We start from the raw sequence: 26,036 nt of genomic DNA, 5'->3' as shown, positions 1-26,036 counted from the left end.
TCCCCCCGAGGGGTGAGCGGGGGGTCAGGACCGGCCGAGCAGCTCCGCGACCAGCGGGACCAGCGCGGCGAAGGCCTGGCCGCGGTGGCTGCGCGCGTCTTTCTCCGCCGCGGTGAGCTCGGCGGCGGTGCGCTCCAGCCCGTCGGGGAGGAACACCGGGTCGTAGCCGAAGCCGTTGGTGCCCCGCGGCTCCCGGACCACCCGTCCGCGCCACGACCGCTCGAGCACCCGCTCGGCGCCGTCCGGCGTGACGACCGCGGCCGCGCACACGAACGCCCCGCCGCGACGCTCGTCGGGCACGTCGGCCAGCTGCCCGAGCAGCAGCGCGGTGTTCGCGGCGTCGTCCCCGTGCCGGCCCGACCAGCGCGCCGAGAGGACGCCGGGCATCCCGTTGAGCGCGTCGACGGTCAGGCCGGAGTCGTCGGCGACCGCCGGCAGCCCGGTGTACCGGACCGCCTCGCGGGCCTTGAGCAGCGCGTTCTCCGCGAACGTCGCGCCGGTCTCCGGCGCCTCCGGGTACTCCGGGACGTCGCGCAGGCCGACCACGGCGACCCCGGGGACGGCGCTCTCCAGCAGCCGCTTCAGTTCGGCGAGCTTGCCGGCGTTCCGGGTGGCCAGCAGCAGGCGGTCGCTCATCGGAGACCGGCCTGCTGCAGCGCCTCGGTCTGGATGCGGGTCAGCTCGGCGCACCCGCCGACCGCCAGGTCCAGCAGCGCGTCGAGCGTGGCGCGGTCGAACACGCCGTTCTCCGCGGTGCCCTGGACCTCGACGAAACTGCCGTCGCCGGTGCAGACGACGTTCATGTCGGTGCCGGCGCGGACGTCCTCCTCGTAGGCGAGGTCCAGCCGCGGCTGCCCGTCGACGACGCCGACGCTCACCGCTGCCACCGACTGCACGATCGCGTTCGTCCTGGCCAGTTTCTTCCGCTCGCCGAGCCACGAGACGGCGTCGGCGAGGGCGACGTAGGCGCCGGTGATCGCCGCGGTCCGGGTTCCTCCGTCGGCCTGCAGGACGTCGCAGTCGATCGCGATGCTGTTCTCGCCGAGCGCCGCCAGGTCGATCGACGCCCGCAGCGAGCGGCCGATGAGCCGGCTGATCTCGTGGGTGCGCCCACCGATGCGGCCCTTGACCGACTCGCGGTCGCTGCGGGTGTGGGTGGCCCGCGGCAGCATGGAGTACTCGGCGGTGACCCAGCCCAGGCCCGAGCCCTTGCGCCAGCGCGGCACCCCCTCGGTGACGCTGGCCGCGCAGAGGACGCGGGTGCGGCCGAACTCCACCAGCACCGAGCCCTCGGCGTGGTCGAGCCAGTTGCGGGTGATCGTCACGGGACGGAGCTGGTCGGCCGCCCGGCCGTCGGGGCGAGGCTTCGCCGAGGTCGTGGTCACGTCCGCCGACAGTAGTGCGGGCGTCCGCGTGCCCCCTGGCCCGGCTGGGCAGGAGCACCGCCATGCGATCAGAGCTGCGGACGGTCCGGACCGGGGGTGTGCCCACCGTGGTCGACCTCACCGACGAGTGCGCCGAGTTCGTGGGCACCGAGGGCGACGGGCTCCTGCACGTCTTCGTGCCGCACGCGACCGCGGGCCTGGCCATCATCGAGACCGGTTCGGGCAGTGACGACGACCTGCTGGCCCAGCTCGACGTCCTCCTCCCCCGGGACGAGCGCTGGCGACACCGGCACGGCAGCAAGGGGCACGGCCGTGACCACGTGCTGCCGGCGCTCGTCCCGCCGCACGCGAGCGTCCCGGTCCTGGAGGGCCGGATGCAGCTGGGCACCTGGCAGCGGATCTGCCTGGTGGACACCAACACCGACAACCCGCAGCGGCACGTCCGGCTGTCGTTCATCGCCGCCTGACGAACCCGACTCTGGTCGTCCGCCGCGCGATGACGTCACCTGCCAGCACCGCACCGCGGTCGGCGGTCAGCGCCAGTCGTCGAGGACCAGGTCGGAGGGACGGCTGAAGCCGGGGTTATTCGGCCGGTGCATCGCCAACCCGTACATCGCCGGCCGGAAGCCGTCGTCGAGCATCGCGTCGTAGGCCACCGTGCGCGCGGTGTTGACCCCGGCGAGCACGGCGGCGAGGCCGTGGTCGGCGGCCAGGGCATCGCAGGCGCGGAGCAGGGTCAACAGTTCGTCGGCCGGAGCGCCCGGGCGGACGGCGCCGAACTTGACGTAGCACGTACCGCCGCCGGCTTCCGTTCCGGCGCCGAGGTGACAGACGGCGAGAGCGGTCACCCCGGTGTCGTCGACGGTGACGACGACGTCCCCGAGGCCGAGCCGCAGCAGCTCGTCGATCTCGCCGGTCAGGTCCAGGCCCGGGTAGACGGCGGAGGTCAGCTCGGCCGTCCCGCGGACGAGCTCCGGCCGGTCGGGGTCGGTCACCGCGGAGAGCCGTTGCGCTCGTGGTGGGGTCCGTGGTTCGCCGGTGGTCACGCTGCGCTGCACGAGCGCGCTCAGGGCCCGTGGGTAGAAACCGAACCGGTGGTAGAGGCCGATGTGCTTGACGCTGTGCGGGAAGGTGAACAGCCCGGCCAGGCTCACGTCCCAGCCGTCGAGCAGGTCGACGACCGGCTCCATCAGCCTGCTGCCGATGCCCGAGTCCCAGCACGCCGGGTCGACTGTCAACGGCCCGAAGAACGCGAAGCTGCCCCACCGGGTCACCAGGTTCGACCCGAGGATCTGCCCGTCCTTCTCGGCGACGAAGGCAGAGACGTTGGCCGACTGCCCGCGGGTGCGGACGTACTCGCTGTCACCACCGAAGGACGCCGGGTCGGGCAGCCCGAGAAAGGTCCCGAAGGCTGTCCGCATGATCCGGTCGGCGTCGTCGAAGTCATCGACCGTCATCGGTCGCACCGTCACGTTCGTTGCTCGCACGGTGACTCCAGGGCCGTCCGTGGTGGAGGAGGGCTCGTCCCCGACTCCTCGCGCCGTGCCGCGCCCGGGGCACGGCGGATGGACCCTCCTCCCCGCGGTCCGGTGGCACCAGAGGCTTCCGGCTCACACGGTGCGGGTGGGCACCGCCATGCAAGCGCCGGTGCTGCCGAGCAAGGTGCTGGTCGCTCCAGCCCGACCCTCCGACCCGGATCCCCCTTGCTGCCGCACTCATCACCGGCGGACGACCCCGGGAGCATCGCAGCGGGGGAACGGACCGAGGCGTGGGAGCCGGGCCGGGGTCATCGCGCGGCTGTCCCCGGGACAGGCGTGCCCCGTGGATCGCCGCTTCCCCCACACGGCAGGATGGTGGTGTGACCGACACCGACGTCGCCCCCGTCCGCCTGGCCCCCGGTGACCCCGCGCCGGAGTTCACGCTGCCCGACGCCGACGGCAACCCGGTGTCGCTCGCCAGCTACCGCGGCCGCCGGGTGATCGTCTACTGCTATCCCGCGGCCATGACGCCGGGCTGCACCACGCAGGCCGTCGACTTCACCGCCGCCGCCGGCGACCTGGCCGAGGCGGGCCTGGACATCATCGGCATCTCCCCCGACCCGGCGGAGAAGCTGCTGCGCTTCCGCGAGAAGGAGGGGCTGCGGATCACGCTGCTCTCCGACCCGGAGCAGCGGGTGCTGGCCGCCTACGGCGCGTACGGGACCAAGAAGCTGTACGGCAAGGAGGTCGTGGGCGTGATCCGGTCGACCTTCGTCGTCGACGCCGAGGGCCGCATCGAGAAGGCCGCCTACAACGTCAAGGCCACCGGGCACGTCGCCAAGCTGCGCCGCGACCTCGGCCTGGACTGAAAGAGGACCACCCTTCCCCCCCGCCTCGCACGCTCGGCGCGGGACCCTGGAGGGTGGCCAGCGTGACCTGGGGGGGCCGCCGTTCACGCCCGCCAGGTGCCGGGCCGCGGCGGGCGCCCCGGCCCGCACGGGTAGCCCTCCTCCCAGGGGAAGTGCCCGTCGGCGTGGCTCCAGGCCAGCTGGAACGCCGGCACCGAGTACTCCGGTGGCCGCTGGTAGAAGCGGTTGGCGCCCAGCACCACCTCGCCCGGGTTGGGTGAGGTCTCGACGTGGAGCCGACCGGGCCGGTCGTCCCAGGCGACCAGCTCGCCGGGCACCAGGTCGCGACCGGCGGCGACCTCCTCGGCCACCCGCTGCAGCACGCCGTGGGTGGTGTCGATGCCCAGCCCGACAGCACCAGCTCGGGTGGCCGAGCCCGAACAGCCCGATGGTGTAGCCGAAGGGGGGCTCGTCGTCCTCGCCGGAGCCGACGTACTGCACCGCCCAGCGGTGCTGCCGGATCACCCGGGTGAGGTGTGCGTCCTGGTCGAGCCGGGCCGTCGTCTGCGGGTCGAGGGGCATGCGCGGAGCCTGCCCGGGCGGTGCGCCGCGCTGCCGGAGGGCTGTGGACGCCGCCGTCCGCTGTGGAGGGAGCCGTGGACCGTCAGTCCCCGGCCTCCGCGCGCCGGGCGCGGGCGCGGCGGCGGCCCTCGTGCATGGCCTGCACGCGGGCGACTGGGATGGTGTGGCCCTCGGCGACCAGGTCGGCGGGCAGCTCCTGCCGGTCGGGAAGCAGCGCCCGCCACGGGTCGCCGTCCCCCAGCCGCTCCGGCGCCGTCCGGACGGTCACGTCGCCGGGTTGCACCGACGGCAGGTCCTCCCAGGACACCGGCGCCGACACCGGCAGGCCCGGACGGATGCGCGGGCTGTAGGCGGCCACGATCGTCGAGGAGCCCGAGCGGGTGGAGTCGAGGAACACCCGGCCGTGCCGGTCCTCGCGGATGTAGGCGGTCGTGGCCAGGTCCGGGTCGAGCGCGGCGGCACGAGCGGCCAGGGCACGGGTCGCGGCGGCGGCGTCCTCGGGCGGCACCCCCCGCACCGGGACGACGACGTGCACCCCCTTGGACCCGCTGGTCTTCACCGCTCCGGCGAGCCCGGCGTCGGTCAGCGCACGCCGTACGAGCTCCGCGGCCTGCACCACCACGTCGAAGTCGGCCCCCTCCGGCGGGTCGAGGTCGAGCACGATGCCGGTCGGCTCGGCCTCGGCCCCCGCGACGAAGAAGGGGACGTGGAACTCGACCGCCCGCTGGTTGGCCAGCCAGAGCAGCGTGCGGCGGTCGTCGCAGAGCACCTGGTGCACCTCCCGGTGCGCGCCGAAGGACCAGACGGGGACGGTGCGCACCCAGTCCGGGGCGCCCTTGGGGACGTTGCGCTGCATGAACGGCTCCTGGCCGGGCCGCACGCGCTTCACCGACAGCGGCCGGCCGGCCAGCTGGGGCACCAGCCGGTCGGCGAACGCGTCCAGGTGGTCGACGAGTTCGCCCTTGGTGACCTCCAGCCCGTCACCCAGCGGGGCATCGAGGCTGGTCAGCCGGACGCCGTCCCGTTCGTCGTCGACCACCGGCCCACCGTGCCCGGCCACGCACCGCCGGGCAAGTGGGAGGTCAGCCTGCGAGGGGCGGGGAGGACGGCGGCCCCGTCCAGGGCACCGCCCTGAGCCAGCGCAGGGTGAGGAGGACGGGGGCCTTTCTCAGACGTCGTAGGTGGCGCCGGGCTCGACCAGCTCGGCCGCGGGGAAGACCGCCCGGGCCGACGCCAGCTGCGCCGTCCGGTCGACCCAGGCCGGCACGTGAGTGAGGAGCAACCGCCCGACGCCGGCCGCGGCGGCGTGCTCGCCGGCCTCCCGGCCGCTCAGGTGCAGGCCCGGGGGGAGGCCGGGGACGTCGGGGTGCGCGGCCTCGGCGAGCAGGACGTCGGCGCCGCGTGCCAGCTCGACGACGGCGGTGCTGGCGCCGGTGTCGCCCGTGTAGACCAGCGACCGGCCGCCGGCGGTCAGCCGGACGGCGTGGCACTCGACCGGGTGGGCGGTGCGCACCGTCTGCACCTGGAAGGGCCCGAGGTCGAACGGCGCCCCGGTGAGGACGGCGAAGTCGAAGACGTCCTCCAGCGGCGCGCCGTCCCCGTAGTACGCCGCAGCCAGCCGCCGGTCGGCGCCCACCGGGGCGTAGAGGGGGACCGGCTGCCGCCGGGAGCGTCCGGAGTACCGGTGCCAGACGATGAAGGGCGCGACGTCGAGGCAGTGGTCGGCGTGCAGGTGCGAGAGGTACAGCGCATCGACCGTGGCCGGGTCGGCGAGGGCCTGCAGCGTCCCGAAGGCCCCGTTGCCCAGGTCCAGCAGCACACGGAAGCCGTCGTGCTCCACGAGGTAGGACGACGCAGGGGACGTCGGCCCCGGACCGCTGCCCGAGCAGCCGACCACCGTGACCCTCACCCGACCGCCCCCTGCCGCGACGCCAATGACGCAGGTCAGGCTAACCGCAGGGGCCGGGAGACCGGGCTCACGCCTCTCCTCGCTGGCGCTCGTCGAAGGCGTTCGCCCGGGCTGCTCTGCCCACCCGTGAGCTCGCGAGCTCGCTCACGCCCAGAGCTGGCCCTCGAGCGCGGAGGTCGCCTCCTCCAGCGTGCCGGCGTAGGCACCGGTGGACAGGTACTTCCAGCCGCCGTCGCAGACGATGAAGACGATGTCGGCCTTGCGGCCGGCCGCGACCTCCTTGTCGGCGATGCCCAGGGCGGCGTGCAGGATCGCGCCGGTCGAGATGCCGGCGAAGATGCCCTCCTGCTCGACCAGCTGCCGGGTGCGGCGGACGGCGTCCTGCGGCCCCACGCTGAACCGGGAGTCTAGCAACGTCGGGTCGTAGAGCTCGGGCACGAACCCCTCGTCGATGTTGCGCAGCCCGTAGACCAGCTCGCCGTAGCGCGGTTCGGCCGCGATGACCCGCACCTCGGGCTTCTTCTCGCGCAGGAAGCGGGAGACGCCCATGAGCGTGCCGGTGGTGCCCAGGCCCGCGACGAAGTGGGTGATGGAGGGCAGGTCGGCGAGGATCTCCGGGCCGGTGCCGGTGTAGTGCGCCTCGGCGTTGGCCGGGTTGCCGTACTGGTACAGCATCACCCAGTCGTCGTGCTCGGCGGCCAGTCCCTTGGCGACGGCGACGGCCTGGTTGGAGCCGCCGGCCGCCGGGGAGCTGATGATCTGCGCGCCGTACATCTCCAGCAGCTGGCGTCGCTCGACCGAGGTGTTCTCCGGCATCACGCAGATCAGCCGGTAGCCGCGCTGCCGGGCCACCATCGCCAGCGAGATCCCGGTGTTCCCGCTGGTCGGCTCGAGGATGGTGTCGCCCGGCTTGAGCTTCCCCTCCTTCTCCGCCGCCTCGATCATCGAGATGGCGGCCCGGTCCTTGATCGACCCGGTGGGGTTGTGGTCCTCGAGCTTGGCCCACAGCCGGACGTCAGGGGACGGCGACAGGTTCGGCAGCCCCACGAGCGGGGTGTTGCCGAGCGAGTCGACGAGGGAGGCGAAGCGGGCCATCGGGAGTGCTCTTCCGGGAGACGGACGGGGGTGCTGCGAGCGACGGGCGCTCAGCAGCCGCCGGCGACCGCCGGGAGGATGGTGACCGAGTCGCCGTCCTTGACCTGGGTGTCCAGCGCACCGGTGAAGCGCACGTCCTCGTCGTTGACGTAGACGTTCACGAAGCGGTGCAGTTTGCCCTCCTCGGTGACGAGGCGGTTCTTCAGACCCGGGTGCTTGGCGTCGAGGTCGTCGACGAGCGCGGCCAGGGTGTCCCCGTTGCCCTCGACGGTCTTGTTGCCGCCGGTGTGGGTGCGCAGGATGGTCGGGATCCGGACCTCGATGGCCATGGCGTGTCGTTCTCCTCGGGATTCGGGGTTGCTGCTGCGCGGGCGCAGCGGGACGTGCGTCTGGTCGGGGGAACACCCGCTCGACGTGGGGCATTCCTGGGCGGCCCCCAGAAGGACCCCGTCCTCCTCACCCCTCGCACGCTCGGGGCGAGCCTCGGGACGGGGTCGTTCTTCAGTCGTAGACGACGGTGGTCGGCGAGTGGCCGAACAGGTAGGACTCGACGACCTCGACGTCCTCCTCGGTGACGACGCCGTCGACGATGCGGAAGCTGCGGAACTCGACCTCGTCGCCGGCGAGACCGGTCCGGGTCCCGTGGTGGCGGGTGGACACCAGGACGTAGTGCGCGTTCGGCTCCGAGGCGTAGCTGATGTCGGTCCGCGAGGGGTACGCCTCGGTGGCGGTGTGCGAGTGGTAGATGACCACCGGCTCCTCGTCCCGGTCGTCCATCTCCCGGTACAGCCGCAGCAGGTCGGCGGAGTCGAACTCGTAGAACGTGGGCGACCGCGCGGCGTTCAGCATCGGGATGAAGCGCTCGGGGCGGTCGCTGCCCTCGGGACCGGCGACGACGCCACAGGCCTCGTCCGGGTGGTCCTCCCGGGCGTGGGCCACGATGGCGTCGTAGGTCGCGCGGTCGATGCGCAGCACGCCTGTCAGTCTAGGCGGCCCGCCGACGGCCCCCTGCAGGGTCCCGCCCGGAGCTGGCGCGGGGCGGGGGGCAGGGGTCCGTGCTCCGATACGGTGCCCGTTCGTGGTCCTGGAGCTGCTGATGATCGCCGGGGTGCTGGCCGTGGCGGTGCCCGCGCTGCTGCGCGGGGCGGTCGGACTGCGCCGTCGCAGCGGCCGCTACAGCAGCGACGTCACCGCGGACCGGATCTCCCTGGTGCTGCTGGTCACCGGCCGGCTGCTGACGCTGCTCCTGCTGGGTGCGCTCTCGCTCGTCGTCCTCGTCAGCGCCGTCGGTGCGATCGTGCGGGACCTGCAGATGCCGGGCCTGGTGGCGGTGTTCTCCGTCCTCGACCTGCTGATCGCGGTGCTGGTCGTGCTCACCTTCGGCCGGCGCGACCGGCGGCGAGTGCGTCGACGAGCGACCCCTGCAGCCCGGTGAGCCAGTAGTAGACGGCCAGCTGCTGCCCCTCTTCGCTGGCGAGGTCCTCCGGCGGCTCGGTGTCCTCCTGGACGTCGAGCCGGGTGCCGAGCGCCAGGCGCAGGTCGTTGCTGGTGCGCAGCCACGCGGTCGCCTGCTCGGGGTCCAGTCGCACGGTCCCGCCGTCCGGCGGCAGGCTGGCGCGGACCGTGGCCAGGTCGTCGGCCTTGCCCGCGCGCAGCGAGGACTCGGTCAGCTCGCGGTAGTCGGCGGCCAGCTCCGGGTCGCTGCGGTGGCCGGCGGGCAGCAGCCGGTCGAGCACCGGGTCGCCGGCGACGTCCTCGGCGTCGGCGGTGAGCAGTTGCTCGAGCTGGTCGAGCAGGAGCGCGAGGATGTGGGCCTCGGCCGGCTCGAACCGGGCCACCAGCTCCTCCCCCTTGCGGCGGAACGGCCTCATGCGTCCTGCTGGTAGCTGGCCCACAGGCCGTAGGCGTGCAGCCGACTGGTGTCGTGCTCCATCTTCTCCCGCGGGCCGGAGCTCACGACCGCCCGGCCCTCCTCGTGCACCTGCAGCATGAGCGTGGTCGCCGTCGGCTCGTCGTAGCCGAACAGCTCCTGCAGCACGTAGGTCACGTAGGTCATGAGGTTGACCGGGTCGTTCCAGACGATGGTGACCCAGGGCCGGTCGAGGTCGCCGTGCTCCTCGACGGTCTCCTCCGGCGTCCGTGTCGGCGCGAGTGGTCCGGCCACGGCTCCACTGTAGGAGACCCGCTCGGGCGGTGGACCTGCGCGGCCCCGCCTAGGCTCCGGGACCATGCCGACGGGTCCCGCCCTGCTCACCGACCGGTACGAGCTGACCATGGTCGCCGCAGCCCTGGCCGACGGCACCGCCGACCGCGACTGCGTGTTCGAGGTCTTCGCCCGGCGGCTCCCGCACGGGCGGCGGTACGGCGTGCTGGCCGGCACCAACCGGCTGCTCCAGGCGCTGCCGGACTTCCGGTTCACCGACGAGGACCTCGCCGCGCTGCGCGACCAGGGGCTCACCGACTCCCGGCTCCTGGACTGGCTGGCCGGGTTCCGGTTCAGCGGGGACGTCGACGGCTACGCCGAGGGCGAGCTGTTCTTCCCCGGCTCCCCCGTGCTGACCGTCCGCGCGCCGTTCGCCGAGGGAGTGGTGCTGGAGACGCTGGTGCTCTCGGTGCTCAACCACGACAGCGCGATCGCCTCCGCCGCGGCCCGGATGGTCACCGCGGCCTGCGAGCGGCCGTGCATCGAGATGGGCTCGCGGCGCACGCACGAGCAGGCCGCGGTCGCCGCCGCCCGGGCCGCGTACCTCGTGGGCTTTAGCGCGACCTCCAACCTCGAGGCCGGCCACCGGTACGGGATCCCGACGACCGGCACCAGCGCGCACGCCTTCACGCTGCTGCACGACGACGAGGAGTCGGCCTTCCGCGCCCAGGTCGCCACGCTCGGCGCCGGCACGACGCTGCTGGTGGACACCTACGACGTCGACCAGGGCATCCGCACCGCGGTGAAGGTCGCCGGCCCGGAGCTCGGCGCCATCCGGCTGGACTCCGGCGACCTGCCCACGCTCGCCGCCCACGCCCGCGAGCTGCTCGACGAGCTCGGCGCGACCGGCACGAAGATCATCGTCACCAGCGACCTCGACGAGTACGCGATCGCCGGACTGATGGCCGCGCCGGTCGACGGCTACGGCGTCGGGACGGCCCTGGTCACCGGCTCCGGCGCACCGACGATGGGCATGGTCTACAAGCTGGTGGAGCGCGACGGCGTCCCGGTGGCCAAGCGGTCCCTGGGCAAGCCGTCGGTGGGCGGCCGGAAGTCCGCCGTCCGCCGGCACGACGCCTCGGGGACCGCGACGGCCGAGGTGGTGACCAGCGAACCGGTGCTGCCCCGGGAGGGTGACCGGTCGCTGATCGTGGAGCTGGTGCGCGGCGGGGAGCTGTGCGTGCCGACCACCCCGCGGGAGGCCCTGACCGCCGCCCGTGCGCACCACCAGCAGGCACGCGAGGCGATGCCCGCGGAGGCGTTCGCGCTGTCCCGTGGGGACTGCGCCATCGAGACAATGACGGCCTGAGCGACAGGAGGTCGAGCGATGAGCCGCGCGCTGCTGGTGGTCGACGTGCAGAACGACTTCACCGAGGGCGGGAGCCTGGCGGTCGACGGCGGCGCCGAGGTCGCCGCCAAGATCGGTGAGCACATGCGGGCGACGGCCGGGCGGTACGCGCACGTGGTCGCGACCCGGGACCACCACGTCGACCCGGGACGCCACTTCGCCGAGGAGCCCGACTACGTGGACACCTGGCCCCGGCACTGCGTCGTGGGCACCGGCGGTGAGGAACTGCACCCGAGCCTGGACCGGAGGCCGATCGAGGCGGTGTTCGACAAGGGCGAGTACGCCGCCGCCTACTCCGGGTTCGAGGGACGGGCCGGCGGCCTGCTCCTCGCCGACTGGCTGCGGGCCCGGGGGGTCGACAGCGTGGACATCGCGGGGCTGACCACCGACCACTGCGTGCAGGCCACCGCGCTGGACGCGCTCCGGGAGGGGTTCGGCGTGCGGGTGCTGCTCCACCTCACCGCGGGGGTGACCGAGGCCACCACCGAGGCGGCCCTGGAGCGGCTGCGGGCCGCCGGGGTGGAGCTGTCCGGCTCGGTGCACCGGCCGGTGCGCCACCTGGACCAGCAGAGCGGCTAGCGGACCAGCGCCTCCGGGGTCGCGTCGAGCACCTCGTCGCGGGTGAAGCCGAGCACCTGCAGGACGGCGTCGAGGTAGGGCTGGTTGAGCGAGGTGTGCGCCTGCTCGCGCACGTAGGGCTTGGCGTTGAACGCGATGCCGAGCCCGGCGGCGTTGAGCATGTCGAGGTCGTTGGCGCCGTCGCCGACGGCCACGGTCTGGTCCAGCGGGATGCCGTACCGGTCGGCGAAGCGGGCCAGCGCGCGGGCCTTGCCGGCGCGGTCGACGATCTCCCCCACCAGGCCGCCGGTCAGCCGCCCGTCGGCCACCTCGAGGGTGTTGGCGGCGGCGAAGTCCAGCCCGAGCTGCTCCGCGAGCGGATCGGTGATCTGGGTGAAGCCGCCGCTGACGATCCCGCAGCGGAACCCGAGTCGCTTGAGCGTGCGGATCAGCGTGCGTGCACCCGGGGTGAGCACCAGCGCCTCGCGGACCTCGTCGAGCACCTCGACCGGCAGGCCCTCGAGCACGGCCACACGGGCCCGCAGCGACTGGGCGAAGTCCAGCTCCCCGTTCATGGCGGCGGCGGTGATCCTCGCGACCTCGGCGGCCCGCCCCGCGCGCCTGGCGAGCTCGTCGATCACCTCGCCGCGGACCAGCGTGGAGTCGACGTCGAGCACGATCAGCCGCTTGCTGCGGCGGGCCAGGCCGACCTGCTCGACGGCGATGTCGGCGTCGCTGGTCGAGGCGACGGTGGCCAGGGCGGTGCGCAGCTCGGTGGCCTCCGCACCGGAGACGGTCAGCTCGAAGCTGGTCACCGGGTAGTCCGAGAGCCTTCGGATGGCCTCGATGTTGCCGCCGAGGCCCGCGATGGCCGCCGCGGCGCCGGCCACGGCCTCCGGCGGGACCGGGCGACCGAGGAGGATGACGTGGTGGGGGCGGCCCTCCGGGGCCGCGTCGAGGCCGGCGTCCGCGGCCGACTCCACCTGGATCCGCACCCCGGTGGCCTCCGCGACCTCGGCGGCGAGCCGTTCGAGTGCGGCGAGGAACCGGTCCCCCGCCACCGGCCCGCCCTCGGCGGGCAGCGCGCCGACGACGACGCCCAGCACGAGCTGCCCGTGGACGACGACCTGCTCGATGTCCACGACCTCGACCGGCGGGAGTTCTCCCCCCGGCGCGGCGAGGGCGGCGAACAGCCGTGCGGTGACCCCCCGCCGGTCGCCTCCCGAGACGGTCAGCAGCGCCCGCGGGGTGGAGACGGCGGTCGGTGACGTGCGAGGAGCGGGGTCGGGCGGCACGACCGCCATCCTCCCGCACCGCGCTCCGGCGTCCTGGCACCGGTCCGGGCCGGGACCCGCCCCCGGACGCAGCGACGCCCCGCCGGCCGGGGCCGACGGGGCGTCGCGAGGTGACGAACTGGAACGGCCACCCTCCAGGGCCCCGTCCCGGGTCCCACCCCGAGCGCGCGAGGGGTGGGGAGGACGGGGCCCTTCGACGAGGGGTGGGGAAGAGGGTGGTCCTCCCTCAGGTGGGGTCGGGGTCGTTCGGTCCCTGCCGGCGACCGCCGGTCCCACCGAGTTCGCTGACGCCGGCGTAGGGCTCGTGCCGCTTGCCGGAGTGTGCCTCCCGCTGCAGGCGCTCCATGAGGTGCGGGTAGTGCGCCTCGAACGCCGGCCGCTCGGAGCGGATCTTCGGGATCTCCACGAAGTTGTGCCGCGGCGGCGGGGACGACGTCGCCCACTCCAGCGAGTTCCCGTGGCCCCAGGGGTCGTCCCGCAGCGCCAGCCGGCCGTACCGCCACGACTTCGCCACGTTGTAGAAGAACGGGATCGTGGAGGCGCCGAGGATGAACGAGAAGATCGTCGACACCGTGTTCAGGGTGGTGAACCCGTCGCTGGCCAGGTAGTTGGCGTACCGGCGCGGCATGCCCTCGCCACCGAGCCAGTGCTGCACCAGGAAGGTGCCGTGGAACCCGATGAACGTCAGCCAGAAGTGCAGCTTGCCCAGCCGCTCGTCCATCATCCGGCCGCACATCTTCGGGAACCAGAAGTACACGCCGGCGTAGGCGGCGAACACGACGGTCCCGAAGACCACGTAGTGGAAGTGGGCGACCACGAAGTAGCTGTCGTTGACGTGCCAGTCCAGCGGCGGGCTGGCCAGCAGGACGCCGGTCAGGCCACCGAGCAGGAAGGTCACCAGGAAGCCGATCGAGAACAGCATCGGCGTCTCGAAGGTCAGCTGGCCGCGCCACATGGTGCCGATCCAGTTGAAGAATTTGATGCCGGTCGGCACGGCGATCAGGTAGGTCAGGAACGCGAAGAACGGCAGCAGCACCGCGCCGGTGGCGTACATGTGGTGTGCCCACACCGTCAGCGACAGACCACCGATGGCGATGGTCGCGAAGACCATGCCCTTGTAGCCGAACAGCGGCTTGCGGCTGAACACCGGGATGATCTCGGTGATGATCCCGAAGAACGGCAGCGCGATGATGTAGACCTCGGGGTGGCCGAAGAACCAGAACAGGTGCTGCCACAGCATGGGCCCACCGTTCTCCTCCGAGTACACCAGCGCGCCCACCTGCCGGTCCGCCAGGAGGGCGAAGAGGGCGGCGGTGAGGATCGGGAAGGCGAAGAGCACCAGCAGGCTGGTGACCAGCGTGTTCCAGGTGAAGATCGGCATCCGGAACAGCGTCATGCCCGGCGCCCGCAGGCAGGCGATCGTGGTGATGAAGTTGACCGCGCCGAGGATGGTGCCCAGACCGGACACCGCCAGCCCGGCGATCCACAGGTCTGCGCCGGCGCCGGGGCTGTGGGTCGCCAGCGACAGCGGCGTGTAGGCGTACCAGCCGAAGTCGGCGGCGCCGCCCGGCGTGAGGAAGCCCGACACCGCGATCGCCGCGCCGAAGAAGTACAGCCAGTAGGAGAAGGCGTTCAGCCGCGGGAACGCGACGTCGGGCGCCCCGATCTGCAGCGGCATGATCAGGTTCGAGAAGGCGAAGAACAGCGGCGTCGCGAAGAACAGCAGCATCACGGTGCCGTGCATCGTGACCAGCTGGTTGTACTGCTCCGGCGACAAGAACTGCAGCCCGGGCCGGGCCAGCTCCCCGCGCATCAGCAATGCCATCAGTCCGCCGATGACGAACCAGGCGAAGGAGGTGGCCAGGTACATGAGGCCGATGGTCTTGTGGTCGGTGGTCCGCAGCAGGTTCGAGAGCCGCGAGCCCTTCTCCGCCTGGTGAACCGGGCTCGGCCGGCTCACGATCGGCGCCGGTGCGATCGTCACGGCCGCAGCTTAGACGGTTCCTGCAGCGCGCCTCAGGGCGACGCCGGAGGCGCGCCGGTCCCTGCGGCCCGACGACCCCGAGACCGTTACCCAACCGTGACCTGGTGGGCGTCCGGTCAGCCGGCCCGGATCCAGGTCGTCACGTCGACCGACACGGTGACCGGCGTCCGCTCGGGCAGCCCGGCCACGGCCGCCGACAGTCTCTCGGGCGTCAGGTGCCGGGCGTGCGGCCCCATGCCGACCAGCGTCGTGACCGCCGCGCGGTCCAGCTCGAGCCGCTCCCGGTGCCCGGCCGCGGCGACCGGGCGCAGGTGCGGCTCGAGGGTCGCCGACAGCCGGCGGGCCTTGTCGGGATCGACCCGCAGCAACCCCAGCGGGTCGACCAGCTCGGCCAGGTGGTCGGCGGCCGGGGTGACGACGACCAGCCGCCCGCCCGGCCGCAGCACCCGCGCGGTCTCCGGGCCGTTGCGCGGGGCGAACACCACCAGCACCCGGTCGACGGCGGCGTCGCGCACCGGCAACCGGGCCCAGGCGTCCCCCACGACCGCCAGGGCCCGGGGGTGGGCACCGGCGGCGCGGCGAGCGGCGTACCGGGAGGAGTCGAGGACCACCCCGACCGCGCCGGGCGACCGGTCGAGGACGCCGGCCAGGTGGTGCCCGGTGCCCCCGCCGAGGTCGAGCAGCGCGCGAGGCGGGCCGTCGTCCCCGGCAGTGACGGCGTCCGCCAGCGCACGGGTCACACCGGCGTAGTGGCCGGCGGCGAGGAAGGCGACCCGGTCGGCGACCATCGCCGCGGAGTCGCCGGACGGTGGGACGTGCCCGGGCGGCAGCAGCGTGACGTGCCCGTGCCGCGCCCGGTCGAAGGAGTGTCCGGTCGGGCAGACCAGCCCGGCGTCGTCGGCCCGCACGGCCAGGGGCGCCCCGCAGACCGGACAGGCGAGCAGTTCGACCGTTCCCGGGGGCCACGGTCGGCGGGGGCTCACCGGCTGGTCGCCGGGTCGGCCACCCGTGGGGCGCCGCGCGCGGACGCCTCGGCCGCCCGGCCCGGCACCACACCGACCGCCAGGGCCGCCGCCACGGCGCCGGCCGCGAACGCCGCCGGGTAGCCGGGCCCGCTGTCGACGAGCAGCGCGACCAGCGGCACGGTCAGGGAGGCCGAGAGGTTCTGCACGGTGTTGTGCACGCCCAGCGCCCGCCCGGCCCAGGCGCTGCCGGCCTGCTCGGCCACCGAGGTGAACGCGATCCCGTTCGGGCTCACCGTGACGACGGCGGAGCAGACCACGCCCACGCCGACGGCGGCCGGGGCCAGGACGTCCGGGGTGAGGACGGCGACGGCGGCCAGCACCCCCACGGCGGCGGCCACCGCCACCGCGACCAGGCGCAGCGGCCCCACCCGGCTGCCGGCGCGGTCCGACCACGCGCCCGCACCGAGGCGCGCAGCCGCCCCGCCGAACTGGGTGACCGCGAGCAGCGTGCCCGCCCCGGCGGTCGACCAGCCGGCCTCCTGCACCAGGAAGTCGAAGCTGAAGGCCGCCACCACGAACTGCGGGACGACGAGCAGCGTGCTGGCCGCGTGCACCCGCCACAGCACCGGCGAGCGGTACGGCGAGGCCGCCCGGGGTGCACCCGGGCCCCGCTCGGGCCGCGCCGGGTCGCGCACCAGCACCCCGACGAGGACGGCGGTGACCGCGCAGGCCGCGGCGAGCGCGGCGAACGCCGTCCCCGGGCCGTCCTCGGCCAGCCGCGGCAGGGCGAAGGCAGCCATCCCCACACCGATCGGCTGCCCCGCCTGGCGCACCCCCATGGCCAGGCCCCGCTGCGAGGCGGGGAACCAGCCGAGCACCAGCCGCCCGCTGGCCGCGTGCACCGACGCGCTGCCGGCGCCGGCGAGCAGCAGCCACAGCCCCGTGGCCGCCGGGGTGCCGGCCACGGCGGCGCCGGTCATGGCGACCGCGGCGACGCCGAGCCCGGCGCTCAGCACCAGCCGCTCGCCGTACCGGTCGGCCGCCGCACCCCAGGCGAGCAGGCTGAGCACCAGGCCGGCCGTGGGCGCGCTGACCAGCAGGCCGATCGCGGCGAGGGAGAGCCCCTCCTCGCGCAGCGCGACGGTGAGGAACGGCAGCCCGTTCTGGACGGCGCACGCCGCGACCAGCCCGACCAGGCTGACCCCGAGGTGGCGCCAGCGCGCCGTGCCTCCCGTGCTGGCGCCGGTGGCCGCCGTCACCTCACGACCGGGTGGAAGACCACGTCGCGCAGCACGCCGTCGTCGGCCACCGCGGTGACGAAGGTGCCGTGCGGCTGCCGGCGCCGGTCGGTGGGCGAGCCGGGGTTGACCAGCCGCAGGCCGGTGTCGGCCGTGGTGTCCCACGGGATGTGGCTGTGCCCGAACACCAGCAGGTCGGCGTCGGGGAAGCGGGCGGCACAGCGGGCCTCGCGCCCCTTCTTGTCGCCGGTCTCGTGGACGACGGCCAGCCGGATGCCGCCGACCGCGGCGCGGGCCACCTCCGGCAGCCGCTCCCGCAGGGCGCCGTGGTCGTTGTTGCCGTGGACGGCGACCAGCCGGCGGGCGCGGTCCTCGAACCGGTCGAGCAGCGCGACGTCGACCCAGTCGCCGGCGTGCACGACGACGTCCGCCGCGTCGATCGCGGCCCACAGGGCACGAGGTAGGTCACGTGCCCGCTTCGGGACGTGCGTGTCCGCGGTGAACACGAGGGATACCGGCACGTGGGACATGGTTGCAGGCGGCCACCTTCCCCCGGGCCCCGCTGTGCAGCCGGTCCACGTGGGCTGACCCACGGCTCCCCCGCGTTCGATCATGGGGTCGTCGTCGGCGGCACCGGTGTGTCCTGCCGTGTCACCTGCGACAACGCCCTGACCACCGCGGAGGTCGGGCGAGGGGGCCAGGGACGACGGTGTCACCGCCCGCGCGCGGCGAGGGCCTTCAAGCGTTCGTTGTAGGCGACGAGCTCGGCGTCCTCGGTGCGCTCGGCGACCCGGTCGAGACGGCGGGCCGTCCGCTGCTCGGACCCCATCCAGGCGAACAGCACCAGCGCCATGACGAAGACCGTCGGGACCTCGCCGAAGGACCACGCGATGCTCCCGGCGGTCTTCTGGTCCGCCAGCGCGTCGACGCCCCAGCCCGCGGGGGGGCTGGCGAACGTCTCCACGACCAGCGAGCCGGCCATGAGGATCGCGACGCCGAAGAAGGCGTGGAACGGCATCGGGATGAGCAGCTCGAGCATCCGGGCGCCGTGACCCGCCGTCCGGGGCCAGGGGTCCTGGGCCAGGATCGGACCGAAGAACAGCAGCCCGGTCACCGTGAAGTGGGCCAGCATGAACTGGTGGCCGACCGGGTTGGCCATGAGCGCGTCGAACAGCGGCGTGAAGTAGACCGCGTAGAGGCTGGCCACGAACAGCGGCAGCGTGAACGCCGGGTGCGACAGGACGCGGGCGACCCGGCTGTGCAGCGCGTCGAGCAGGAGCGCCCGCGGGACACCGGCCAGCCGCTTGCCGCGCGGCAGGGTCCGCAGCGCGAGGGTCACCGGAGCGCCGAGCAGCAGCAGGATGGGCACCACCATGGACAGCGCCATGTGCTGGGCCATGTGCACGCTGAACAGCACCATGCTGTAGCCGTTCAGCCAGGTGCCGGTCACTGCGAACAAGGCGACGCAACCGGCCACCCAGGACGCCGTCCGCCACCACGGCCAGGCCACGCCCGCGCGGCGGAGCACCACCACCGCGACGAGGTAGCCGACGACCCCGACGAGGCTCAGCACCGCCAGCCACGACCAGCCGTCGAGGTGCGGCAGGAACATCCGCCCCCAGCTCGGCGGCTCCGCGGGCACCCACATGCCCGAGTGATGACCGTGGTCCACCGCTGCCTCCTGCCCTGCCGTGCGCTGCGACCCCACTGTCCCACCGGGACCCGACCAGGCGCCCCGCCGAGCACCTCGAGGTGTGCGCCGCGGACGGCGAGGGACGCGCAGCGACCGGAGTGCAGCAGCGCCAGGCCGGCCGGTTGGCGGCGGCGCCGAGGATCTCCGCGCGCCGCCAGCCGGAGGTGCGCCCGAGGACGGGCCGGTCGGCCGGCTCAGATCGGGACGCCGCGCTCCCGCAGGTAGGGCACCGGGTCGATCTTCTCGCCGTTGAGGCCGCCGAGGCGCACCTCGAAGTGCAGGTGCGGGCCGGTGGACCGGCCGCGGTTGCCGAGCAGCGCGATGGTGTCGCCCGCGCGGACGACCTGGCCGGGCGACACGAGGATCTGCTCCATGTGTCCGTAGACGGTGACGTCGCCGTTGTCGTGCTGGACGAAGACCGCCAGGCCGTAGCCGCTGGCCGGGCCTGCCTCGAGCACGACGCCGTCCATCGCGGCCTTCTCCGGCGTGCCGATGGGCGCGGCGAAGTCGAGGCCGGCGTGCACCCTGCCCCAGCGGGACCCGAACCCACTGCTCAGCCGGGCGCCGTCGACGGGCAGCACCGCCTTGGGGCGGGCGGCCTCGGCGAGGGCCTGGGCGGCGAGCCGGTCGGCCTCGGCCTGCGCCTGCGCGGCGGCGGCCTGCTCGGCCTCCCGGGCGGCGCGGCTGGCGGCCAGCTCACCGAGCCGGGCGGCGGCGTCGGCCTCGGGGACCGCCGCCTGCGCCCCCGCGTGGAGCCCCAGCTCGTCGGCGACGCTGATCGAGGAGCTCTCGGCCACGTCGGTCCCGGCGGAGGCGGAGCCGCCTGCCCCGAGCAGGCCCAGACCGGTGGCCCCGACGAGCGCCGCGGCCAGGTAGAGGGCCGGACGGCGGGTCGGCGCCGGGATCCCGCGACCGCGGCGGCGGCCCCGCCGTACGGCGGTGACGACGGCAACCGGACGGACGTCCTCGATGCCGGCGCGGGCGGCGGCCTCGGCCTGCTGGGTGAGGTCGGCGAGGTCGGTGACCTCGGTGAGCCGCGGCTGCTGGGGAGTGGTGTCCGACGGTGGCGCGTCCCCCGGGCGCTGCGTCGGGACGGTGTGCTCGGCCGTCTCGTTCTCATGGGCGGGACGGTCGTGGTGGAGCTGGCTCATACACCTGACTTCCGGAGGGGACGGGGTCGTCGTGCGGTGTCCGGGGGAAGGCGGACGGGAGCCATGTAAACACGTCGTGACCGAATCGTGATCTGAATGGGTGGGAATACGAGCACGGTCAGTGACCGAGCTCACGAAATCCCACGGCAGTCGTTCGACGCAGCGTCCCACCGACCTGGCGCACCGTGAAGTACACGCCGCATGGAGCCCGAAACAGGGGCGATGGACATCACGTCGGGGCAGAAGGCCCTTGTCCGAGTCCGACGACGTCGATCCGAGGAGCCCTCTCCCATGCGCGCAGTGACCTGGCACGGCCGAGCCGACGTCCGGGTGGACACCGTCCCGGACCCGACGATCCAGGAACCCACCGACGTCGTCGTCGAGGTGACCTCGAGCGGCATCTGCGGGTCCGATCTGCACCTCATCGAGGTGATGGCGCCGTTCATGACGGTCGGCGACGTGATGGGCCACGAGCCGATGGGGATCGTCCGCGAGGTCGGCTCCGAGGTCACCGCGGTCGCGCCCGGCGACCGGGTCGTCGTCCCCTTCAACATCTCCTGCGGCACCTGCTGGATGTGCTCGCAGGGCCTGCAGTCCCAGTGCGAGACCACGCAGAACCGCGAGCAGGGCTTCGGCGCCTCGCTGTTCGGCTACACCAAGCTCTACGGCCAGGTGCCCGGCGGTCAGGCCGAGTACCTCCGGGTCCCGTTCGGCAACACGCTGCCGATCAAGGTCCCCGAGGGGCTGCCGGACGACCGGTTCGTCTACCTCTCCGACGTGCTGCCGACCTCCTGGCAGGCGGTGCAGTACGCGGCGACGCCGCCCGGCGGCACGCTGCTGGTCCTGGGGCTGGGCCCGATCGGTGACATGTGCACCCGCGTCGCCCACCACCTGGGCATCGAGAACGTGTACGCCTCCGACGTCGTCCCGGAGCGGATCGCGCGGGCCGCCGCGCGGGGCACTCACGTCATCCGCTCGACGGACAGGGACGACGTCGTGCAGCAGATCCAGGACGCGACGGCCGGCCGCGGCGCCGACGCCGTGATCGACGCCGTCGGCATGGAGGCGCACGGCTCCCCACTGGCGAGCATCGCGCAGAAGGCCACCGCGGTCGTGCCCGACGCCATCATGGAGCGGGTCATGCAGGTGGTCGGCGTCGACCGGCTGGCCGCCTTCACCACCGCCATCGACGCGGTGCGCCGCGGCGGGACGATCTCGCTGTCGGGCGTCTACGGCGGGGCGACCGACCCCGTGCCGCTCATGCGGATGTTCGACAAGCAGATCCAGCTGCGCATGGGCCAGGCCAACGTGTGGCGCTGGGTGCCCGACATCCTGCCGATCCTCACCGAGGGCGACCCGCTGGGCGTCGACGACTTCGCCACCCACCACGTCCCGCTCGAGCAGGCTCCGCAGGCCTACGCGGACTTCCGCGAGAAGAAGGACGGCACGGTCAAGGTCCTCCTCAAGCCCTGACCCGACACGACAGGGGCCGGTCACCGCGACCGGCCCCTGTCGCGCGCCCGGGTCAGCCGGGGACGTCCGGCGGCGCCAGGTCCACGTCCTGGGTCCACGTCGCGGGTCCACGTCCTGGAGCCGGTGGCCGCCTGACCGGCGTGTGACCGGTTGCACCTCGGCCTGCCGGGGCACGGGACCAAGGACCCTGGCAGGGTCGAGGGGGAACACCCTCGGCAGGACGACGCAGTCCGGCCCCGCCGTCCGGAACCGCACCGTCCTGGAGTCGCCCCGTGCCCCGCGCCCTGCTCGCCCTCGCCATCGGCGCCTTCGGGATCGGCACCACCGAGTTCGTCGTCATGGGCATGCTGCCCGAGATCGCCGACGGCCTCGGGGTCTCGGTGCCCTCGGTGGGCATGCTCATCTCCGCCTACGCCGTCGGCGTCGTCCTGGGAGCACCCACCCTGACCGCGCTCGGCGTGCGGTTCCCGCCGCGCCGGACCCTCGTCGGTCTCATGGCGCTGTTCGTCGTCGGCAACGCGCTGTCGGCCCTCGCCCCCACCTACGAGACGCTCGCCGCCGCCCGGGTGCTCACCGCGCTGGCACACGGCTCCTTCTTCGGCGTCGGCGCGGTCGCCGCCCGCCGACTGGTCGCCCCCGAGCGGGCCACCAGCGCGATCTCGCTGATGATCACCGGGCTGACCGTGGCCAACGTCATCGGCGTCCCCCTGGGCACGTTCGTCGCACAGCAGGCCAGCTGGCGGCTGGTGCTCGGCGCCATCGCCGTCGTCGGCCTGGTCACCGTCGTCGGGCTGCTGGCGTGGATGCCGGCCGAGCTGGGCGAGCCCAGCGACCTGCGCACCGAGCTGGCCGCCTTCCGCCGCGGCCGGGTGTGGCTGGTGCTCGGCCTCACGATGGTCGGCTTCTCCGCGCTGTTCGCCGTCTACAGCTACGTCAGCCCCATCCTCACCGAGCTGGGCGGCCTGCCCGTGGCGTGGGTGACGCCGGTGCTGGCGCTCTTCGGCATCGGCACCACCGTGGGCACGCTCGTCGGCGGCCGGCTGGGTGACCGCTACGGCTTCTCCCTCGTCGCGGTCGGCCTGCTGGGCACGGCCGTCGTCCTGGCCGCGTTCGCCCTCGGAGCCCGCACCCCGGTCGCCGCCGTCGGACTGCTGGTGCTGTTCGGCACCCTGGCGTTCGGGCTCGGCCCGGTGGTGCAGAATGGCGTCATCGAGGCCGCGCGGGTGCCCGGCGGCAGCCTGGTCTCCGCGGCCAACCAGGGGGCGTTCAACGTGGCCAACGCCCTGGGCGCCGCCCTGGGAGCGGCGGTGCTGTCGGGGGGCCTGGGCTACACCGCACCGATCTGGGTGGGGGCGACCCTGGCGCTGGTCGGCGCCGGGATCGCCGTCGTCGTGCGGGTGGCCGACCGGCGCGACCGGGTGCCGACGACGGCCGACGCGGACGCCGTCCCCGTGGAGTGCGGCACCGCCGCCTGACCGGACGACGGCCGGGGTAGGGCCCCGTCATGACGACCCCGCGCCCGACCCCCACCGCGGACCGCTCCGGACAGTTCCCCCTCGGCGACCGCGCGGTCAACCGGATCGGCTACGGCGCGATGCAGTTGGCCGGCCCGCACGTCGTGGGCCCGCCGGCCGACCGGGCCGCTGCCGTCGCCGTCCTGCGCCGGGCGGTGGAGCTCGGCGTCGACCACATCGACACCAGCGACTACTACGGCCCACACGTGACCAACGAGAATCCGCGAGGCTCTGCACCCCTACCCCGAGGACCTGACCATCGTCACGAAGGTCGGGGCCGAGCGGACCCCGGCCGGCGAGTGTCCCCGGGCGCTGGCCCCCGAGCAGCTGCGCACGGCGGTCGAGGACAACCTGCGCCACCTCGGCGTCGACGTCATGGACGTCGTGAACCTGCGCATGCCCGGCTTCGCCGATCCGGTCGAACGGTCGCTGGCCGAGCCGTTCGAGGCGCTCGCCGCCATGCAGGCCGACGGGCTGATCCGGCACCTCGGGGTCAGCAACGTCACGACCCAGCAGCTGGCCGAGGCGCAGTCGATCGCCCGCGTCGTGTGCGTGCAGAACCACTACAACGTGGTGCACCGGCACGACGACCCGGTGATCGACGCGCTGGCCCGCGAGGGGATCCCCTACGTGCCCTTCTTCCCGCTCGGCGGGTTCACCCCGCTGCAGTCCGCGGCGCTGGAGACGGTCGCCCGGCGGCTGGAGGCCTCGCCGATGCAGGTCGCGCTGGCCTGGCTGCTGGCCCGCAGCCCCAACCTGCTGCTCATCCCGGGCACCTCGTCGGTGGCCCACCTGGAGGAGAACCTGGCCGCCGGGATGCTCGTGCTGGGCCCGCGGGAGCTCGACGAGCTCGACGACATCGGCGGCACCCCGACTCCCTGAGCGCGCTCCCACTCGGGCCCCCTCGCGGGTCGATCCTGGGGTTGTCGCCGACAACACGGCAGGACACGCCGCGGCGGACGGCGACGATCCCGTGATCGACCCCGCGGTGGGCCGGCGGGCGGTCGATGTCGGTCAGCGCGGGCGGTCGCCGGCCAGGGCGCGGGCGGCCGCGGCGTCGTGCTCGTCGAAGCCGATCGCGCCCACGGTGCCGCGCTGGGCGGCCTGTCCGTCGATCCAGCGGCGGTGGGCCTCCCACGCCGACTGGCGGGTGGTGCCGAGGGCCTGCCCGATCTCGGCCCACGAGGCCCCGGTCCCGCGGGCCGTCCGGACGGTCAGCTGTCGTCCCTGTCCGGCCTTGCGGGCGATCACCTCGCCGAGGGCGAGCAGCTCCAGCGCCTCCGCCCGGCTCAGCGGCCGGGGACCGTCCGGGGCGTCCGGGTCGGCCAGCGAGTCCCGCCTGCGCAGCTCGTCGAAGCGCTGGACGGCGGTGGCGAGCGTGTGCTCCCGGTCGAGGGCGTCGATGTCGACCATGCCCCAGCGTCCGTCAGGCCAACCTGACTGTCAAGACGGCCTGACGCCGCTCATCCAGTTGATCATGGGGTCGTTGCCAGCGACACGGACGGACACGCCGCCGGGATGCGCAACAAGCCCATGCTCAACTCGAGGAGGAGCCGACGCTCCGCCGACGACGCCCCGCTGGCGGTCCCTCAGCGAGCGCGCTGCACCCGCGTCTCGTCGAACACCGGCTCGGTCGACTCGTATACCCGGCCGTCCGCGCCGAAGACCAGGAAGCGGTCGAACGAGCGGGCGAACCAGCGGTCGTGGGTGACGGCGAGCACCGTGCCCTCGAACGCGGCGAGCGCCTCCTCCAGCGACTCGGCCGACAGCACGTCGAGGTTGTCGGTCGGCTCGTCGAGCAGCAGCAGGGTGGCGCCGGACAGCTCCAGCAGCAGCACCTGGAAGCGCGCCTGCTGCCCGCCGGAGAGGGTGCCGAAGGTCTGGTCGCCGGACGTGGCCAGCCCGTAGCGGCGCAGCGCGGCCATCGCCCGGCCGCGGTCGACGCCCGGCCGACCCGGCTCCCCGTGCCACAGCAGGTCGACCAGGGTCCGGTCGAGCCACTCCGGGTGCGCGTGGGTCTGCGCGAAGAACCCCGGGACGACGCGGGCACCCAGCCGCCACCCGCCGGTGTGGGCGACGTCCTGGCCGGCCAGCAGCCGCAGGAAGTGCGACTTGCCCGCGCCGTTGGCCCCGAGGACGGCGACCCGGTCGCCGTACCAGACCTCCAGGTCGAACGGCCGCATCAGGCCGCTGAGCTCCAGCTGCTCGGCCATGACCGCGCGCACGCCGGTTCTCCCACCGCGCAACCGCATCGCGACCTGCTGCGCCGGCGGCCGCTCCGGCGGCGGCCCCTCCGCCTCGAACCTCGCCAGCCGGGTCTGCGCGGCCCGGTACCGGGAGGCCATGTCCGGCGAGTTGGCCGCCTGCTGCTGCAGCGTGCGCACCAGCTCGACGAGCCGGGCGTGCTCCTCGTCCCAGCGCCGGCGCAGCTCGGCCATCCGCTCGTGCCGGGCCGTCCGCGCCTGCGCGTAGTCGCCGAACCCGCCCCCGTGCACCCACGCCGTGCCGCCCTCGACGGTCACCACCCGGTCGGCGACGCGCGCCAGCAGCTCCCGGTCGTGGCTGACGAACAGCACCGTCTTGCGGGTCTCCAGCAGCCGCTCCTCGAGCCAGCGCTTGCCGGGGACGTCGAGGTAGTTGTCCGGCTCGTCGAGCAGCAGGACCTGGTCCGGCCCGCGCAGCAGCGCCTCCAGCGCCAGCCGCTTCTGCTCCCCGCCGGAGAGGGTCGAGAGCTCGCGGTACTTGCACCGCTCGTACGGGAGGCCGAGCGCGGCGACGGTCACGGTGTCCCAGGTGACCTCGGCGTCGTAGCCGCCGGCGTCACCCCACTGCGCCAGCGCGTCGGCGTAGGCCAGCTGCGCCGCGTCGTCGTCGGTCTCCATCAGGGTGAGCTCGGCGGCCTCGACCGCGTCCCACGCGGCACGCACGGCCGGCGGCGCGAGGTCGACGAGGAACCGCTGGACCGTCGAGTCGTCGCGGACCGAGCCGATGAACTGGCGCATCACCCCGAGGCCGCCGCTGCGGGCCACCGTCCCGGCCTCGGGGACCAGGTCCCCGGCGACGATCCGCAGCAGCGTCGTCTTGCCGGCGCCGTTCTCGCCGACCAGCGCGGCACGGGCACCCTCACCGACCCGGAAGGAGACGCCGTCGAGCAGTACCCGCCCATCCGGGAGCGTGTGCCGCACCCCGGTCACGTCGACTGAGCCCACCCGGTCATCGTCCGGACGGGGGCAACCGGGTTTCGCGGCGGCCGGCTGCGCCGGCCCGTCGTCCCGCGGCGAGCGGCCGCCGGGGCTGCTGAGACAGCCTCGAGGCGG

At 74.0% G+C, this 26,036-nt stretch carries 28 protein-coding genes and 2 pseudogenes; 9 read left to right on the top strand and 21 right to left on the bottom strand.

The genetic code is table 11. The annotated features are described in order from the left end of the window. Positions 1-24: 24 nt before the first annotated feature. Both rdgB and rph read right to left on the bottom strand, forming a co-directional pair. Positions 25-636, bottom strand: a complete 612-nt coding sequence (rdgB, locus tag ACU610_RS26110; RefSeq protein WP_446770594.1) for an RdgB/HAM1 family non-canonical purine NTP pyrophosphatase — start codon at positions 634-636, stop codon at positions 25-27. Beyond that, positions 633-1,385: a ribonuclease PH gene (rph, locus tag ACU610_RS26105; RefSeq protein ID WP_446770593.1), complete on the bottom strand. Its 753-nt coding sequence runs from the start codon at positions 1,383-1,385 to the stop codon at positions 633-635. The genes rdgB and rph overlap by 4 nt, the downstream gene beginning before the upstream one ends. A gap of 62 nt (positions 1,386-1,447) precedes the next feature. On the opposite strand from rph, the gene ACU610_RS26100 reads away from it, so the two are divergent. Continuing rightward, positions 1,448-1,852, top strand: coding sequence for a YjbQ family protein (locus ACU610_RS26100; RefSeq protein WP_446770592.1), 405 nt, complete (start codon positions 1,448-1,450; stop codon positions 1,850-1,852). A gap of 66 nt (positions 1,853-1,918) precedes the next feature. Here the strand turns inward: ACU610_RS26100 and ACU610_RS26095 are convergent, their stop codons facing one another. Then, complete coding sequence (locus tag ACU610_RS26095; protein ID WP_446770591.1) at positions 1,919-2,842, bottom strand: GNAT family N-acetyltransferase; 924 nt, start codon at positions 2,840-2,842, stop codon at positions 1,919-1,921. A 401-nt stretch (positions 2,843-3,243) separates the two neighbouring features. Here ACU610_RS26095 and bcp point away from each other — a divergent pair, with 401 nt between their 5' ends. Continuing rightward, positions 3,244-3,732, top strand: coding sequence for a thioredoxin-dependent thiol peroxidase (gene bcp, locus ACU610_RS26090; RefSeq protein WP_446770590.1), 489 nt, complete (start codon positions 3,244-3,246; stop codon positions 3,730-3,732). A gap of 83 nt (positions 3,733-3,815) precedes the next feature. Here bcp and ACU610_RS26085 read toward each other — a convergent pair whose 3' ends face one another. From ACU610_RS26085 to ACU610_RS26055, 7 genes and pseudogenes are all read right to left on the bottom strand, one after another. Further along, entirely contained in the window at positions 3,816-4,094 is a 279-nt protein-coding gene (locus ACU610_RS26085; RefSeq protein WP_446770589.1) for a DUF4262 domain-containing protein, read from the bottom strand. A gap of 85 nt (positions 4,095-4,179) precedes the next feature. Then, positions 4,180-4,293: pseudogene (locus ACU610_RS26080) on the bottom strand (DUF4262 domain-containing protein); the annotation flags it as partial. A gap of 82 nt (positions 4,294-4,375) precedes the next feature. Continuing rightward, the gene (locus ACU610_RS26075; protein WP_446770588.1) at positions 4,376-5,332 is read right to left on the bottom strand and encodes a DNA polymerase domain-containing protein; all 957 of its coding nucleotides are present in this window, start codon (positions 5,330-5,332) and stop codon (positions 4,376-4,378) included. Positions 5,333-5,461: 129 nt separating this feature from the next. Further along, the gene (locus tag ACU610_RS26070; RefSeq protein WP_446770587.1) at positions 5,462-6,202 is read right to left on the bottom strand and encodes an MBL fold metallo-hydrolase; all 741 of its coding nucleotides are present in this window, start codon (positions 6,200-6,202) and stop codon (positions 5,462-5,464) included. Positions 6,203-6,346: 144 nt separating this feature from the next. Further along, a complete protein-coding gene (locus ACU610_RS26065; RefSeq protein WP_446770586.1) occupies positions 6,347-7,297 on the bottom strand; it encodes a PLP-dependent cysteine synthase family protein in 951 nt (316 codons plus the stop codon). 50 nt (positions 7,298-7,347) lie between these two features. Continuing rightward, complete coding sequence (locus ACU610_RS26060) at positions 7,348-7,626, bottom strand: ubiquitin-like small modifier protein 1 (protein ID WP_100500997.1); 279 nt, start codon at positions 7,624-7,626, stop codon at positions 7,348-7,350. Between the two features lie 172 nt (positions 7,627-7,798). Further along, a complete protein-coding gene (locus ACU610_RS26055) occupies positions 7,799-8,272 on the bottom strand; it encodes a Mov34/MPN/PAD-1 family protein (protein WP_446770585.1) in 474 nt (157 codons plus the stop codon). A 103-nt stretch (positions 8,273-8,375) separates the two neighbouring features. Here ACU610_RS26055 and ACU610_RS26050 point away from each other — a divergent pair, with 103 nt between their 5' ends. After that, positions 8,376-8,732: a hypothetical protein gene (locus ACU610_RS26050; RefSeq protein WP_446770584.1), complete on the top strand. Its 357-nt coding sequence runs from the start codon at positions 8,376-8,378 to the stop codon at positions 8,730-8,732. On the opposite strand, the gene ACU610_RS26045 is transcribed toward ACU610_RS26050, so the two are convergent. Both ACU610_RS26045 and clpS read right to left on the bottom strand, forming a co-directional pair. Then, positions 8,671-9,168, bottom strand: a complete 498-nt coding sequence (locus ACU610_RS26045; RefSeq protein WP_446770583.1) for a DUF2017 family protein — start codon at positions 9,166-9,168, stop codon at positions 8,671-8,673. The two genes, ACU610_RS26050 and ACU610_RS26045, sit on opposite strands and share 62 nt — an antisense overlap. Further along, entirely contained in the window at positions 9,165-9,461 is a 297-nt protein-coding gene (gene clpS, locus ACU610_RS26040; protein WP_446770582.1) for an ATP-dependent Clp protease adapter ClpS, read from the bottom strand. Before clpS ends, ACU610_RS26045 begins: the two co-directional genes overlap by 4 nt. Positions 9,462-9,525: 64 nt before the next feature. Here clpS and ACU610_RS26035 point away from each other — a divergent pair, with 64 nt between their 5' ends. Together ACU610_RS26035 and ACU610_RS26030 are read left to right on the top strand one after the other, a co-directional pair. Beyond that, positions 9,526-10,809, top strand: coding sequence for a nicotinate phosphoribosyltransferase (locus ACU610_RS26035; protein ID WP_446770581.1), 1,284 nt, complete (start codon positions 9,526-9,528; stop codon positions 10,807-10,809). 18 nt (positions 10,810-10,827) lie between these two features. Further along, positions 10,828-11,427, top strand: coding sequence for an isochorismatase family protein (locus ACU610_RS26030; RefSeq protein ID WP_446770580.1), 600 nt, complete (start codon positions 10,828-10,830; stop codon positions 11,425-11,427). Here ACU610_RS26030 and serB read toward each other — a convergent pair. The 7 genes from serB to ACU610_RS25995 form a co-directional block, all read right to left on the bottom strand. Next, on the bottom strand, positions 11,424-12,701 hold the full coding sequence (gene serB, locus ACU610_RS26025) for a phosphoserine phosphatase SerB (protein ID WP_446770579.1): 1,278 nt from the start codon (positions 12,699-12,701) through the stop codon (positions 11,424-11,426). The genes ACU610_RS26030 and serB overlap by 4 nt on opposite strands. A gap of 226 nt (positions 12,702-12,927) precedes the next feature. Then, positions 12,928-14,685 carry an aa3-type cytochrome oxidase subunit I gene (ctaD, locus tag ACU610_RS26020; RefSeq protein ID WP_446770578.1) on the bottom strand — a complete coding sequence of 586 codons (1,758 nt, stop codon included), beginning with the start codon at positions 14,683-14,685 and terminating at the stop codon, positions 12,928-12,930. A 116-nt stretch (positions 14,686-14,801) separates the two neighbouring features. Beyond that, positions 14,802-15,668 carry a putative RNA methyltransferase gene (locus ACU610_RS26015; protein WP_446770577.1) on the bottom strand — a complete coding sequence of 289 codons (867 nt, stop codon included), beginning with the start codon at positions 15,666-15,668 and terminating at the stop codon, positions 14,802-14,804. Beyond that, on the bottom strand, positions 15,665-16,909 hold the full coding sequence (locus ACU610_RS26010; RefSeq protein ID WP_446770576.1) for an MFS transporter: 1,245 nt from the start codon (positions 16,907-16,909) through the stop codon (positions 15,665-15,667). The genes ACU610_RS26015 and ACU610_RS26010 overlap by 4 nt, the downstream gene beginning before the upstream one ends. Beyond that, positions 16,906-17,418 (bottom strand): metallophosphoesterase family protein, encoded by a 513-nt coding sequence (locus tag ACU610_RS26005; RefSeq protein WP_446770575.1) that lies wholly within the window; start codon positions 17,416-17,418, stop codon positions 16,906-16,908. The genes ACU610_RS26010 and ACU610_RS26005 overlap by 4 nt, the downstream gene beginning before the upstream one ends. Before the next feature lie 182 nt (positions 17,419-17,600). After that, positions 17,601-18,560: a cytochrome c oxidase assembly protein gene (locus tag ACU610_RS26000; protein WP_446770574.1), complete on the bottom strand. Its 960-nt coding sequence runs from the start codon at positions 18,558-18,560 to the stop codon at positions 17,601-17,603. A 215-nt stretch (positions 18,561-18,775) separates the two neighbouring features. Next, positions 18,776-19,732: a M23 family metallopeptidase gene (locus tag ACU610_RS25995; protein WP_446770573.1), complete on the bottom strand. Its 957-nt coding sequence runs from the start codon at positions 19,730-19,732 to the stop codon at positions 18,776-18,778. 291 nt (positions 19,733-20,023) lie between these two features. Between ACU610_RS25995 and ACU610_RS25990 the strand changes: the two genes are divergently transcribed. The 4 genes and pseudogenes from ACU610_RS25990 (at position 20,024) to ACU610_RS25975 (ending at position 23,601) form a co-directional block, all read left to right on the top strand. After that, positions 20,024-21,205 (top strand): alcohol dehydrogenase catalytic domain-containing protein, encoded by a 1,182-nt coding sequence (locus tag ACU610_RS25990; protein ID WP_446770572.1) that lies wholly within the window; start codon positions 20,024-20,026, stop codon positions 21,203-21,205. 272 nt (positions 21,206-21,477) lie between these two features. Beyond that, positions 21,478-22,680 carry an MFS transporter gene (locus ACU610_RS25985; RefSeq protein ID WP_446770571.1) on the top strand — a complete coding sequence of 401 codons (1,203 nt, stop codon included), beginning with the start codon at positions 21,478-21,480 and terminating at the stop codon, positions 22,678-22,680. 29 nt (positions 22,681-22,709) lie between these two features. Beyond that, positions 22,710-22,865 (top strand): annotated as a pseudogene (locus ACU610_RS25980) (oxidoreductase); the annotation flags it as partial. 73 nt (positions 22,866-22,938) lie between these two features. Next, positions 22,939-23,601: an oxidoreductase gene (locus ACU610_RS25975; protein WP_446770761.1), complete on the top strand. Its 663-nt coding sequence runs from the start codon at positions 22,939-22,941 to the stop codon at positions 23,599-23,601. A 132-nt stretch (positions 23,602-23,733) separates the two neighbouring features. Here ACU610_RS25975 and ACU610_RS25970 read toward each other — a convergent pair whose 3' ends face one another. After that, entirely contained in the window at positions 23,734-24,132 is a 399-nt protein-coding gene (locus ACU610_RS25970) for a hypothetical protein (RefSeq protein ID WP_446770570.1), read from the bottom strand. A gap of 176 nt (positions 24,133-24,308) precedes the next feature. Then, positions 24,309-25,928: an ABC-F family ATP-binding cassette domain-containing protein gene (locus ACU610_RS25965; protein WP_446770569.1), complete on the bottom strand. Its 1,620-nt coding sequence runs from the start codon at positions 25,926-25,928 to the stop codon at positions 24,309-24,311. Between the last annotated feature and the right edge of the window lie 108 nt (positions 25,929-26,036).

It is taken from the genome of Geodermatophilus sp. URMC 61, assembly GCF_052931555.1.
The sequence above is the reverse complement of the archived record's forward strand: the minus strand, read 5'-3'. Positions and strand labels throughout refer to the sequence as shown.